At 41.9% G+C, this 13,032-nt stretch carries 11 protein-coding genes; 4 read left to right on the top strand and 7 right to left on the bottom strand.

Features of this window, described 5'->3' with window-relative positions:
* Positions 1–6: 6 nt before the first annotated feature.
* Together LFUMFP_RS01530 and LFUMFP_RS01525 are read right to left on the bottom strand one after the other, a co-directional pair.
* Positions 7–717: an aspartate/glutamate racemase family protein gene (locus LFUMFP_RS01530; RefSeq protein WP_106482934.1), complete on the bottom strand. Its 711-nt coding sequence runs from the start codon at positions 715–717 to the stop codon at positions 7–9.
* A 6-nt stretch (positions 718–723) separates the two neighbouring features.
* Positions 724–1,977, bottom strand: coding sequence for a carboxylate--amine ligase (locus LFUMFP_RS01525; protein ID WP_106482933.1), 1,254 nt, complete (start codon positions 1,975–1,977; stop codon positions 724–726).
* A 190-nt stretch (positions 1,978–2,167) separates the two neighbouring features.
* On the opposite strand from LFUMFP_RS01525, the gene LFUMFP_RS09795 reads away from it, so the two are divergent.
* Both LFUMFP_RS09795 and lepB read left to right on the top strand, forming a co-directional pair.
* Positions 2,168–2,323 (top strand): hypothetical protein, encoded by a 156-nt coding sequence (locus tag LFUMFP_RS09795; protein ID WP_158697715.1) that lies wholly within the window; start codon positions 2,168–2,170, stop codon positions 2,321–2,323.
* An 86-nt stretch (positions 2,324–2,409) separates the two neighbouring features.
* Entirely contained in the window at positions 2,410–3,021 is a 612-nt protein-coding gene (lepB, locus tag LFUMFP_RS01520) for a signal peptidase I (protein WP_025082622.1), read from the top strand.
* Between the two features lie 675 nt (positions 3,022–3,696).
* Here the strand turns inward: lepB and LFUMFP_RS01515 are convergent.
* A complete protein-coding gene (locus tag LFUMFP_RS01515; protein ID WP_106482932.1) occupies positions 3,697–5,226 on the bottom strand; it encodes a YfcC family protein in 1,530 nt (509 codons plus the stop codon).
* A gap of 191 nt (positions 5,227–5,417) precedes the next feature.
* On the opposite strand from LFUMFP_RS01515, the gene LFUMFP_RS01510 reads away from it, so the two are divergent.
* Positions 5,418–6,638 (top strand): MFS transporter, encoded by a 1,221-nt coding sequence (locus LFUMFP_RS01510; protein ID WP_106482931.1) that lies wholly within the window; start codon positions 5,418–5,420, stop codon positions 6,636–6,638.
* Positions 6,639–6,996: 358 nt separating this feature from the next.
* Here LFUMFP_RS01510 and LFUMFP_RS01505 read toward each other — a convergent pair whose 3' ends face one another.
* Complete coding sequence (locus tag LFUMFP_RS01505; protein ID WP_025082620.1) at positions 6,997–7,833, bottom strand: YitT family protein; 837 nt, start codon at positions 7,831–7,833, stop codon at positions 6,997–6,999.
* A 143-nt stretch (positions 7,834–7,976) separates the two neighbouring features.
* Entirely contained in the window at positions 7,977–9,653 is a 1,677-nt protein-coding gene (locus LFUMFP_RS01500; protein WP_025082619.1) for an aryl-sulfate sulfotransferase, read from the bottom strand.
* Between the two features lie 178 nt (positions 9,654–9,831).
* Here LFUMFP_RS01500 and LFUMFP_RS01495 point away from each other — a divergent pair, with 178 nt between their 5' ends.
* Positions 9,832–10,758, top strand: a complete 927-nt coding sequence (locus LFUMFP_RS01495) for a DMT family transporter (protein ID WP_025082618.1) — start codon at positions 9,832–9,834, stop codon at positions 10,756–10,758.
* 64 nt (positions 10,759–10,822) lie between these two features.
* Here the strand turns inward: LFUMFP_RS01495 and LFUMFP_RS01490 are convergent, their stop codons facing one another.
* Both LFUMFP_RS01490 and LFUMFP_RS01485 read right to left on the bottom strand, forming a co-directional pair.
* Positions 10,823–12,289 (bottom strand): family 43 glycosylhydrolase, encoded by a 1,467-nt coding sequence (locus tag LFUMFP_RS01490; RefSeq protein ID WP_106482930.1) that lies wholly within the window; start codon positions 12,287–12,289, stop codon positions 10,823–10,825.
* A gap of 230 nt (positions 12,290–12,519) precedes the next feature.
* Positions 12,520–12,708: a hypothetical protein gene (locus tag LFUMFP_RS01485; protein WP_106482929.1), complete on the bottom strand. Its 189-nt coding sequence runs from the start codon at positions 12,706–12,708 to the stop codon at positions 12,520–12,522.
* Positions 12,709–13,032: the final 324 nt, after the last annotated feature.

Genomic DNA, 13,032 nt, shown 5'->3' with positions numbered 1-13,032 from the left:
TCAAACTCACTTTTCTCGTAACTTCAACGCTAATTCAATCGACCGATCTACTAAAACTGATTGTGAATCAACGACCGGAAAAGCGTGATCCGGTGCCCATTCTTGCGCTAATGATAATTCAGTACAGCCTAAAATAACCGCATCACAATGGCCTTCAGTAATCATCGTTTCTAAAATCGCGTGATATTTAGCACCATTCATCTTCGCTTGACCTTTGATGTCGTTAAAAATTAAATCCATCGTTCGCTCTTGTAAATCTTCGCTTGGTTTAACAATCTCGTAACCAACGGCCGCCAACTCCTGGTCGTAAATCCCGTCGGTGACGGTCCCTTTAGTCCCTAGAATGCCTATCCGTCTCGCTGTAGGATAAGTCGTTTGAATACTCTTAACGGTTTCGCGGGGCATGTGCACGATTGGTGCTGAGGCCGCCGCTTGCAACTCATCATAGAAATAATGCGCTGTATTACAAGCAATCACGAAAAAAGCCGGCTTCAATAAGCTTTGTTGTTGGATATCTTCTAATAAGTAAGGCGCTGGATTAGGCTGCGTATGATCCATTAAATAAGTCGAACGATCAGGAATCGTCGCGTGATTGACCACGATGTAATCCAAGAAATCTTGATCTCGTTTAGACGGTGTCCGCTGATTCAATAACCGAATGTAACTTTCGGTCGCGGCTGTTCCCATCCCACCAAGCACTGTAAAAAATTGTTTCATCATCAACTACCCTTTGTTTTCTTTAAAATAACGTGCAAAATTCTTACGATAATTATGCAACATCCATTTCGTCAATAACCAACGTTTAACGTTATTATCCTTGGCATATTGGAAAGTCGTGCCGTAGCGGCCTTGTTTAATTAACGCTAATGCGCGATCCTTGTCCGCATTATTTCGCGTATATTTCTTAAAGACGTCAACAGACACGCCTAACCATAAAGCTGCTTGACTATCATCTTGATTACCATAAACGGTTGGTTGGTCCTTTAATTCACCCGTCACGTAATCTTGAACGACCCATTGCGCTAAATTATAACCGTTCAACGTGACAAAGAAACTACTGCGACCTTGCCGTAAATTGATTTCAAATAACTTGAAGGTTTGATCCCGTTCGTCAAATTTCATATCAAAATTAGCGTACCCCGTAAAACCAATCGCTTCTAAGAAGGTTTGAATCTGATGATAAATAGTTTCATTATATTCAGGGATAATCGCCACGTAATTCCCAATCGCGGCTGGCGCTGGATCTTCCAATAAAGGATGACCCAAACACATCATCTTCACTTGGTGATTTTGATCCACGTAGGCGTTTAACACGCGCATCCGACTGTCATCACCCGGAATGAAATCTTGAAGAATTAGATCTGACGTATAACCACTAGCGTAAATTTTTTGAATAATCGCATCAAATTCAACCTGTGATTGAATTCGGAACGCCTTTTTACGGCCTTCAAAATGCACATCTAACCATTCAACTGAATTCGCTGGTTTCAATGCGACTGGATAACCAAATGGTTGCGTTACTTGTCCTGCGGTTACCATCTCGTGCGTAATCGTTTTGGTTTTAGGGTAAGGTAAATCATATTCTTCGCAAACTTGATAAAAGTTTTCTTTGTTATTCAACTGTTTCAATAAATCGTAATCGATATAGGGACAAACAAAGGCCGCTTGTAGTTCTACCTTATGTTTAGCGATTAATTCTGCATAACCGTCCCCACAACCGATTAAAATCACGGGTTCATCATGTTTTTGGTACGTTAAAATTAATTCTCGCATTTTTTCAATAAAAACGGGATCTTCACTGAACCCTGGAACGATTTCAACATCGACAATTTTAGTATAACGGGTCGGTGCTAGTTCAGCACCTGCGTAGGCTTGGACTGGTTTTCCCGTTAGTTCATAAAACGAACGCGCCATCCCATAAACGTTAAAGTCACTTCCTAATAAAATCGGTGTAAATTTTGATTGAATTGTTGGCATTCCGTTCACCTCTTAAGCAATATTGTTCTTAGTATACCACGAACACCATGACCTTGATAAATTCTGTTTATGATTTATCAATTACATAACAACTTTGTCACACCGACTGCCGATTCGTTAGTTCATTCAATGGCGTTGATGAGTAAGACCCACTAAAATAAAGGTAACATCAAATAAAGGGGTCTTGAATATGTTACGTAAAATCGCAAGTTGGTTGGTGCCACTCATTGGTATTTTGGGCATTAGTTATTTAATGTTGGGCCACTATTTACCCACCCAACAAACCAGCACGACCGTTCAAGCGGATCGCCAATCCCTACAAGGTTTCCACCGTATGCAACGTTAATTAGTTAATCAGCTATACAATTCCGTTGTCATCAATTGATTAGTTGTAGTACAATAAGATTATTGACTTAATAAGGATGTGCGGAAATGTCAGCTAAAACAAAAGAATTCTGGAAATCTGTCTTACAAATCATATTATTATCCGCTGTAATGATTGGGATTGCACAGTTGCTGCTCACTTTTGTGATTGCCAACGAACAAATTTTTGGGCCTTCAATGCAACCTAACTTTTCTCAATATGATCGGGTAATCGCTCTACGCCATACGAAAGTTGAACGCGGCGACGTCGTCATCTTGAAAGCCCCTGATGCTCCCGGTGAATTCTACATCAAACGGGTCATCGGCTTACCAGGCGATACCGTCCGCTTCGACAAAGATCAACTCTACGTTAACAATCAGAAAGTCAGCGAACCTTATTTAAAAGAATATAAGGCTGATTATTCAACCTATCTCGCCGGTTCAAATTACTTCACCGTCAAACCAAATTCAACGGATTCATCATTTGACCTGAAAGATTTATTAGGTCGCAGTACCGTGCCGGCCAACCACTATTTCGTGATGGGTGATAACCGAACGGTCTCGAAAGACAGCCGCTACAAGGCAGTTGGTTTCATCAGCGACAATTCGAAAAAATACAACGGCATCCAAGGCGTCGTCAAACTACGCTACTGGCCACTAACAGAATTTAAGGTCTATTAAGAGTGTTTAACTTAAACGGTTAGTCTTTGAGGATTAACCTAAAAATCAGCCACATGATTAGCTTTTTAATCGTGTGGCTGATTTTGTAGTTAAACGCAAAAGGCTGTTGAAGTGAACACGTTTTCGATCAGAGTGCTAACTTGGGCGTTAAAACTTTGAGCATAACCTAAGAAGGACAATTATAGTTGATTTTAACTATGATTGTCCTTCTGTCGTTAAGCGGAAAAGTTTGCTCAAGTTAACACGTTTTCGAACTAAGTTGCTGCAACTCACGGGTAGGTTCTGAGCATTAGCCTAGTCTGGTGAATAAAGGCTGTTTTTAGCCTTTGTTTGCCAGACGTCGCTAAGCACAAGAACCTGTGAGTGAAAGCACGTTTTAAATCAGAGTGGTTTTAGTTGTGGTCAGCAACTGCGTATTAATTATAAATCTCCGGTAATCTCGTTCTTAAGATTATCGGGGTTTTTAGATTAAGCGTAAGTTGTTGCAACTAAAAGCACGTTTTAAATCAGAGTGTTGACCAAGCCGGTTAGCTTCTGAGTATAGCCTAAAAAAGAAGTGTGTTACCGATTTTTGGTAACACACTTCTTTTTGTAGCTAGACGGAAGAAGTTGGCTTGGGAAGCATGTCTTCACACAAAAAGGCCAACCCTCACGGATTAGCCTTTTCATTTTGAATTATAGATAAACACTGATACCCAATAACACAATCGCCAAAATACCAATTGTAATCATTAACGGCATCACAAATTTCAACCATTTATCAAACGTCACGTGGACCATGGCTAACGAGGCTAAGACCAAACCAGTTGGTGTGATAAACGCCATAATCCCTTGGCCCCAGTTATAGGCACTGATAATCACATCGCGATTAACGCCGACAACATCGGCTAATGGTGCCATGATTGGCATCGATAAGACGGCCAATCCAGAACTTGATGGGATAAAGAATCCGAGCAAGATGAAGACGAAGAACATCACCGTTGAGAAGAGAACCCCACTCATATGTGATACACCGTTGCTCAGCCAGAACAATAATGTATCGCTAATTTGAGCTTGTTCCATAATAATCGTCACCCCACGGGCTAACGCAATGACCAATGCCACCCCTAATAAATCAGACGCGCCGGTCACAAAATCGCCAACGAAATCACTTTCCGAGAGACCCGAAACAAAGGCTAAGATGAAAGTAATGCCTAAGAAGAGCATCGAAATCTCGCTGAACATCCACCCCCACTCTTTAACGCCGACAACCATGACCACAAAGCCCGCTGCGAAAATCAGTAACATTAATTTCTTACGAAAATCAAACTTAGGCACTTCATTACTATCTTGATCACCTAAGAAATGCGCTTCTAATTCTGCTTTTTGAGCATAAATCAATGACTTGGTTGGATCCTTTTTAACTTTTTCAGCATACCGAATTGTGTAGAAAATACAGATGGCCGTGCCTAATACCAGCATCACAATCCGCATACCCATCCCATCGGCGAAACTAATTCCGGCCGTATTCGAGGCGATTACGACGGAAAACGGATTGACCGTCGAAGCCATCGTCCCAATCGAACTACCGAGATAAATCGCCGCAATCGCGACGATCGCATCATAACCCGCCGCCATAAAAATCGGCACAAGAATCGGATAAAAGGCAATCGTTTCTTCGGCTAAACCAAAAGTGGTCCCGCCTAAAGAAATCAGACTCGTCACAATCACGATTAACCAAGCTTCTTTACCTTTCAATCGAACTGACAAACTCGCCATTCCGGCCGCGAACGCACCGGTTTTATTGACGACCCCCACGATCCCGCCTAGAATTAGGACGAACGTGATGATATCAATCGTTTCAGCTAGGCCTTGAATTGGCGCATTTAAAAATTGTGTCACTGCCCCAAAGAGCCCGTTTTTAGCTTTCTTTAATTTCTGGTACGTATTTGGAATAGCAACCGGCTTATACACCGATCCATCCTTGAATTTCGCTAAACTCGTATTAACGTTATACTTCTTTAACGTCGCTTGAGTTGCCGGTTCAGATTTGGTTTTACCGGTTGGCGAGGTAATTGTAAAATGATTGCTATCAGTATTGTATTGCAAACTTGCATATTTCCCAGCCGGCATAAAATAGGTTAAAATCATCACCAATAAGAGCACTAACAAAATGACCGTATAGGCACTTGGAAAGGTAAACTTTTTGCGTTTGACATCTGTCATATTATGACCTCCTAATGATATTGTTCTCCCTAATTTTAAAGGGTTACGTCGACTTGGTCAAGCCTTGCTCCTTTAATTTTAACCGCTTACACGCCAAATCATCACTTGCGCCTCACGCCTCTTTTGTGCTAAGCTTACTTGGAACAAAATAAGGGCCGTCAGAGAGCGGCCTTTTTGGAGGAAAATTGAATATGAAACCTATCACGGCACACAGCCAACATCATTTATCAAGCTACCAGTCTAAGGTCGTCGCATCAACAACGGCGGGCTTTGGACTCGAAAACATGGACGTCATGTTCTTGTCTTTCGCGCTATCGTCGATTATCGCTGATTTACATCTCAGCGGCACACAGGCGGGTTTGATTGCAACGATTACTAATATCGGGATGTTGTTAGGTGGCGTTTTTTTTGGCGTTTTAGCCGATCGCGTCGGGCGCATTAAGACCTTTACCTATACTATCTTTATCTTCGCATTCGCAACGGCCGCCCTCTTTTGGGCCAACAGTCTCCCCTTAATTTATCTTTGTCGATTCCTTGCTGGGATTGGTGCTGGCGGTGAATACGGTATCGGTATGACCGTTCTCGCCGAAAGTTTCCCCAAGAAACAACTCGGTCGTGTTTCGTCATTCGTTGGGGTTGCTGGCCAAATCGGCGCTATCTTGGCCGCACTTTTAGCCGCTTGGATTTTACCCCAATTCGGTTGGCACGCTCTTTTCTTATTCGGATTACTCCCCGTTGTCATCACCTTCTTCATTCGCCGCCATTTAGTTGAAAGCACCACCTTCACTAATCGGACTACGCAACCTAAAGGCCAAATCAAAGCGTTGTTTAAAACACCTCAGTTAGCTTACCAAACAGTCGCACTAATGGTGATGGCCGTCGTCCAAATTGCCGGTTACTTCGGCTTAATGAATTGGCTACCGACTATGATGCAACAACAATTGCACCTTAGCGTTGCTGGTTCCTCCACTTGGATGTTAGCCACGATTGTCGGCATGTCAGCCGGGATGCTAACTTTCGGTTGGATTCTAGACCGCATCGGGCCCCGCATCGCTTTTGGCCTCTTCTTAGTCGCTTCAGCCTTAGGTGTTTATATTTTGACCTTACCCAAAGACATGCCGACCTTGCTCTTAGTCGGCGCATTAGTCGGTTACTTCTCAAATGGAATGTTCGCCGGCTACGGCGCAGTTGTTAGCCGCTTATATCCCACTGAAGTCCGGGCAACGGCCAACAACGTCATCATGAACGTCGGACGCTGCATCGGTGGTTTTTCCAGCGTTATGATTGGTTGGTTACTCGATCACTATTCAATGATGATGGTGATGATTTTCATCTCAACCCTCTACGTCATTAGTTTACTAGTCATGTTAACCATCCAAAATTTAAAAGCCCAATATTATTTTAATCATTAATCTCATCATAAAAATGAAAAACGGGCCCTCGCCATTCATTCTGCGAGGGCCCGTTTTTTGTTGCGATTTTAGGCTATACTCAGAAGCTAACCGGCTTATCAGCAACTTTTATTTAACGTGCTTCCTAAACCAACTTCTTCCGTCTAGCTACAAATCGTTAGCCATGACCTAAACCGTCACAACTTACGATTTTAGGCTATACTCAGAAGCTAACCGGTTTATCAGCAACTTTTATTTAACGTGCTTCCTAAACCAACTTCTTCCGTCTAGCTACAAATCGTTAGCCATGACCTAAACCGTCATAACTTACGATTCTAGGCTATACTCAGAAGCTAACCGGTTTATCAGCAACTTTTATCTATAGACTGCCGCCTCTGACTTCCGCGACGTTGCCGACGATTGTGAAAGCCTTTGGATCAACCGCGTGAATTTCGTTGATAATATGTTGATACGCTTGGTTGGTCACGACTAACATCAACATTTGTTTGCCTTCGTTGGTGTAGCCACCGGTCACGTCAAAAATCGTAACCCCAACTTCTTCTTCTTCGAGCAAATGCGCCTGAATTTCGGCAATTTGATTATTGCTCATCACGTATAACATTTTCTTACGATTCAAACCAGTTTCGATATAATTCATCGTCATCAACGTGATCACGGAAGAAAAGGTCGCCATCATAAACGTTTCAAATCCCGATACAAAGACGTTCGAGAAGCAAACGAGCATATCCACCACTAACAAACTGACGGCGGTGTTAATGTTAAAATACTTTTTAAAAATTAAAGGTGGGACTGTTGAGCCCCCACTTGAGGCATCAATTCGATATAACAAGGCAATCCCTGCTGCATAGATTACACTCCCGATGATAATGGCTAACATCTTATCCTCAACCACCATCACTTGCGGCGTAATCGCCAAGCAGACGGGTAACATCAAACTTCCAAATAAAATCTTAAGCGTTGTTTTTTTATCCAACAAGAAGTAGGCCAAAATCAACATCCCGATATTAATCACAAAAACAACGGTTGAAATTTGCCAGCCCATGACTTCTTTTAGCAAAATCCCAATCCCCGTTGCCCCACCAGCCGCAACTTCGTGTGGTGCAAAGAATAATTTAATTCCAACTGTGATCGTTTCTAACGCGACTAAAATTAAGCCCATTTGAATGATTGTTTGTTTCATCCTTGATATAGACATCGCTTCACCCATTTCTTTTTTATTGTTACTATAAGTATATATGAATATCAATTAAAAATCTAGTCACATTATTGAACCCATCAAAAAATCGGCATACCACTTAGTAACACTAAGTGAGACGTCGATTTTTTGTTTAGTTCTGACTATAATTTAAACTGATAGTTGCTTGAATATAACGCAAAACGTTCTGCGCGGTACGCATACCCTTTGGCGCCAAAATTGGTAAAGGTTAAGTTGAACACTTGTTGATTGGTTGTCGGATCAACTTCGACAATGTGACTGGTTTTGCCGGCATTATTAAAGCCAAAATCAATCAGATAATTCCCGTTGGTCATCTTTCGATTACTCCCAATCACGTTACTGAAGTTAGTTTTACCCAGCGTTTTACCGTACGACCAAGTCTTCTTAATCGTCTTATTGGTTTCATCAACTAGATAGCTAACGCCTTCTGAATATTGACCACTCGTCTTTTTATCACCATTCGAAATCGCAACGTTATTGTTAAAGAGGACTAGTTGTTTCTGGTCAGTTTCATTGGTCGCCCAAATGGTGGCTGCATGTTGCCCACCCGTAAAGGTGGTCTGTGAATCGGCCGCTTTCAATAGTAACTTGCGATAACGTGCTGGCCATTTGCTGGCAGCCTTGCTACTGAAAATCCATTTAATCTTACACGTTTTGTAATCCAATTTCATAATAGTGTCTTGGCTACGACTCGAAATCACAATGCTATCATCACTGGTATCGTAATCAATTGAATTCTGATGGAACCAATCCAACTTACCATCGGCGCGTTTCGTTGCCTTGTATTCTTTGTACAGTTTAGCGGGCAACAACTTCTTCAGATCGATGACCTTAACGACCTTACCGGTTTTACGTGAAATTTCGACCATCGTATCTTCGACGTATTTCGAACCGCCATCCGACACGGTTAATAAGAGATTGTGGTTCGGCAATTCGATTGCATCGTGATGAATAATCGTGGTTTCATCTTTGCTATTCGCCGATTCGTTACTCTTGGTTTCCGTCGAGAATTTATATTCCTGATAAACACGACCCATAAAGTCAGTTTCAACTAAATCATTGTAGACGAGGTCGGCATTGTCCGGTTTCGTCAAATAGAGTAAATGACCATTGCTTAACACTTTAAAAATGTGTTGAACATAATTCGTTGAATACCAGCGAATTTGACCATCGGCATCGACACCAACTGGGTATTGCGTTGAACGGACTAAGAAGGTTAGATTGCTGTCACCGATTGACATCTTCGTCTTATCATTTTTAGTGACCTTTAAAGACATCGATTGAACGGCTTCAGGTAACGCATCCGTCTTAATCGTCAACGTCTTAACCGTTTTATGGCCGTCCTTATCCGTTAATGTCAACTTAACCTTATTTTGATAGTCGGCATACAGCCCTAACACTGAAATCGTGTGATTCTTTTGATAGCTGGTTTCAACGTTACTCTTAATGCTGGTTTTAGCCGTTTTACCGACCACTTCGACCGAAACTTTAACCGCCGAATCCGTTTTAAAAACAACCAAAGCGCTCAAAGGCGACGTCCCGTATGGATTGACTTTTATGTAGGGATTAGCATTCGTATAGTCGCCAGAGGCTAATTTAGCCTTATAAGTTGCCGTTAATTGCTTCTGGCTATTGGTCCGCGTTTTAACCGTTTGACTACCAATGTTCTTTTTAATTTGGGCAGTACTTAAAATATCCTTATCAAATAATGTTTTAACGCCGGTGAATTGGTAGACTAACCCGCCAATCACCAGGCAACTAATGAGTACCGCTAATATTATTTTAATTCGTTTTTGCATCGTTTTAAACCCCTTAATCACTTTAGTACTTGTAATATTAGCGGTTAAATATGAACATTTTATGCCTATTTTCTGAAAAAAAGTGGGGTGTCACGTCATTTCTAAATAGCTTATGCGCGCCATTTGCTTTATAATTAAACCTTAGCAAAAAACATAAAAATAACGAGGTTAAGTTAAGATGAATAATAAAGTACAGCCTAAGAACATCGCAAAAGGGATGTTCTGGGCCACTATGGCGTCGGCACTTTGGGGTGTTTCCGGCACGATTCTAGAATTTATTTCACAGGGTCAAAAAATTCCGGCCACTTGGTTTTTATCCGTACGAACATTAGGCGCGGGTTTGATCCTACTGATTATTGGGGCTTTCAAGTTCAAACTTGATATTTTCAGTATCTTTAAATCAAAACGCTTGACTGCTTGGCTAATTGCCTACGCACTTTTCGGGATTATGGGGAATCTCTACACGTTCTTTATGAGTATTCAAACCGGTAACGCAGCCACGGCCACGATTCTCCAATATCTAAGCCCACTCTTCATCGTTTTAGGCACATTAGCTTTTACGCATAAGTGGCCAAATAAAGTTGATTTAATCGCGTTTGGGATTGCCTTAGTCGGGGTCTTTCTCGCCATTACGAAGGGTAATATCAGTACTTTAACGGTGCCCCTTAATTCATTAATTTGGGGTGTTTTATCCGGGGTAACGGCCGCCTTTTACGTCGTCTTACCTAAACCAATCGTTGAAGAAAAATCACCAATTCTAGTCCTTGGTTGGGGGATGTTCATCAGTGGTGTCCTCTTCAATATTTACCGACCATTCTGGCAAGCACCACCAACGTTAAATGCTTCTGGTATTTTAGCGATTCTCGCCGTCATTTTAATTGGGACGGTCTTCGCCTTCTTAGCACTCCTTCACAGTTTAAATTTCGCACCATCAACCGTCGTCAGCATCGTCGACGCAATTCAACCCATCATTACTTTCATCTTGAGTATGATTTTCTTCCACACCCTATTCAGTTGGGTTGAATTAGCCGGCGCCGTCTTAGTGATCGTCGCAATTTATGTGCTACAACGTTATCAAGAAGCTCAAAACGATCCGCTCGCTTAAAACCAATTAAAATAGACCAACAATCACTGCTTAAGCAGACAGATTGTTGGTCTATTTTTTAGCGTTATTTTAATTCAAACGTTCTAAATTCAACTGATTCAGTCCCACGATATTCAAAATAAAGTGGTAAAACGCCATTGACTGTGGTTGCGATATCCGCAGAGAACCACGTCCAGTCAGTCGTTGGTGTGATCGCAATTGTCGCAATAACGGCCGAATCTTCAGCTGTTTTGACGTGCATTTCACCCGTCCCCGTGCCACGCATCTCAACCGCCACGACTTGGGGTTGCTTGAAATCAAAATACTTAAAGCCGACGGTCCCGCCCGATTGTAGATTCGTGATGTACTGATCCGCATCACTTTCACAATCTTGACCACTTTGCGTAATCCGTGGATGTTCGGTTTGTTTCTTAGCGAATAACATATCGAAAACTTTCATGGCGCCTTGTGCACTCCACAAATTGCAAGCAATCCCGGCACTGTAACGACCAAGTCCGATTAATGGCCCGTCGTTTAACCCACAACTCGTCATTTCAGCCATTTCAAAAGTCCCATCGGCCCGGCGAACTAGTTTCTCTGCCACGCCTTGCCGTGAATATTCATTATACCCCGTTTGGCGGTGGCCAAAAATATAGAATTGATCTAACACTTTGACGATTGAACCGTGATTGTTGCCGCCATAGTATTTCGCAACCGTATTGCCCTGATAACCTAAATCAGCATTCGAATGCAACAAGCCCGCGTAGGCAAAATCGCGGTCCGGATAATCACTAACCGCATACGCCAATTCATGATTCACAATCGTTGAATAGATAAAATAATAGCGACCATCAAACTTGCGCATTGAGCTAGCTTCGAAAAATTCATGACCTTCATAGCCAGTTCCTTCACTATTGGCAACGCCTGGAATTAATTTCTTAGGCGTTGAAATAATCGTTTTCATATCATCCGCTAATTGAACAATGTCACTCCCCGCGCCACTGAAAACGAACTTAATGTTTTTAAAATGTTCATTCGCATAAGCGATTGCTTCAGCTTTCGGTGAGAAACCGGTATACAACCAAATTTTATGATCATCGTCGACTAAAACGCCAGGATCAAATTGGTAGGCATCCCCTTCTTTTTGTCCGAGTACGGTCCCATCGGGGTGCGAAACAACGCCATAATAGTCGTAGTGCCCCGCTGGTGTATCACAAACCGCAACTGACACTTGGCTGACAAATTCGTCAAATCCATAATAGAGGTAATAGCGACCGTCCGCCCCTTGAACAACATCCGGCGCGTACATCTTATACTTACCTTCTGGATTAATTGGATCTTGGGTTTTATGATAAATATAGCCTTCAAAGCGCCATTGTGACAAATCAGTGACTGGCGTTGAATAACAAACGTAATCATTTGCGCAGTATTTGTCACCGCCGAATTGATCGTGACTCCCAAAAATGTACAAGCGGTCGCCAAAAACGTGTGGTTCACCATCTGGCACATATTCGTACAGTGGTAAATAAGGGTTAAAAACTTGATTTTGCATAAGATATCCTCGATTCAACTTAGTTAGACGCTTAATAATGACTTCAGTATAAAAGTATGCGCTTACACTGTCAATCACAGGCCACTTGGCTAAAAACGTCACTGACGCTTCATTATCGTTTATAAACCTTGTTGCAACGGCTTTAGTAGTTTGTCAGGCGCGATTAACCAACCGGTTTTATGGTTAAAACTAGAATCATCATGGTCAATTATGATTGACCGCTATTTGCTTCATTTACGCTGCCGTCTAATCATCCCTAAAGAAATTAGAACTATGAAACCTGTCGTCCAGAAACCGTCTTTTATAAAATCGCGATTGACAATATATTCAACCAATATCCCGATTAAACTAGATAACAACACAATCACCAACAAACTAATATACGGATGTTGATCCAGCATTCTTTTTAATTTAGCCAACTGGCGACCTCCACTAATTTTATTTAGCCCTAGTATACCCCAACCTTATCAAAAAAATAACGGCGACGATTCAAAAGCGAATCAGCACCGTTATTTTTAGATTATTGCTCAAGTAGCCTTTTCCGGTTAACCTAAAATCACCAATTATCTTAAGTTCAAGATAACTGGTGATTTTCTGTTAATGCTCAGTTGCTGATTGCAACTCAACACACTTCTATGATAACGTGCTAACCCAAGCAGACCTTTCCGCCTAACTACAGAATTGCCCATATGATTAAAGCTCAAATCATATGGGCAATTCTTAGGTTATGCTCAAGGTCAAAC

Origin of the sequence: Latilactobacillus fuchuensis (genome assembly GCF_900258455.1) — a bacterium.
Taxonomy (GTDB): domain Bacteria; phylum Bacillota; class Bacilli; order Lactobacillales; family Lactobacillaceae; genus Latilactobacillus; species Latilactobacillus fuchuensis.
The sequence above is the reverse complement of the archived record's forward strand: the minus strand, read 5'-3'. Positions and strand labels throughout refer to the sequence as shown.

Coding starts and splice junctions, on each gene's coding strand:
- LFUMFP_RS01515 (WP_106482932.1), bottom strand. CDS start 5,226: ATGACAGATGTCAAACGCAAAAAGTTTACCTTTCCAAGTGCCTATACG.
- LFUMFP_RS09795 (WP_158697715.1), top strand. CDS start 2,168: ATGTTACGTAAAATCGCAAGTTGGTTGGTGCCACTCATTGGTATTTTG.
- LFUMFP_RS01510 (WP_106482931.1), top strand. CDS start 5,418: ATGAAACCTATCACGGCACACAGCCAACATCATTTATCAAGCTACCAG.
- LFUMFP_RS01530 (WP_106482934.1), bottom strand. CDS start 717: ATGAAACAATTTTTTACAGTGCTTGGTGGGATGGGAACAGCCGCGACC.
- LFUMFP_RS01500 (WP_025082619.1), bottom strand. CDS start 9,653: ATGCAAAAACGAATTAAAATAATATTAGCGGTACTCATTAGTTGCCTG.
- LFUMFP_RS01495 (WP_025082618.1), top strand. CDS start 9,832: ATGAATAATAAAGTACAGCCTAAGAACATCGCAAAAGGGATGTTCTGG.
- LFUMFP_RS01505 (WP_025082620.1), bottom strand. CDS start 7,833: ATGTCTATATCAAGGATGAAACAAACAATCATTCAAATGGGCTTAATT.
- LFUMFP_RS01525 (WP_106482933.1), bottom strand. CDS start 1,977: ATGCCAACAATTCAATCAAAATTTACACCGATTTTATTAGGAAGTGAC.
- LFUMFP_RS01490 (WP_106482930.1), bottom strand. CDS start 12,289: ATGCAAAATCAAGTTTTTAACCCTTATTTACCACTGTACGAATATGTG.
- lepB (WP_025082622.1), top strand. CDS start 2,410: ATGTCAGCTAAAACAAAAGAATTCTGGAAATCTGTCTTACAAATCATA.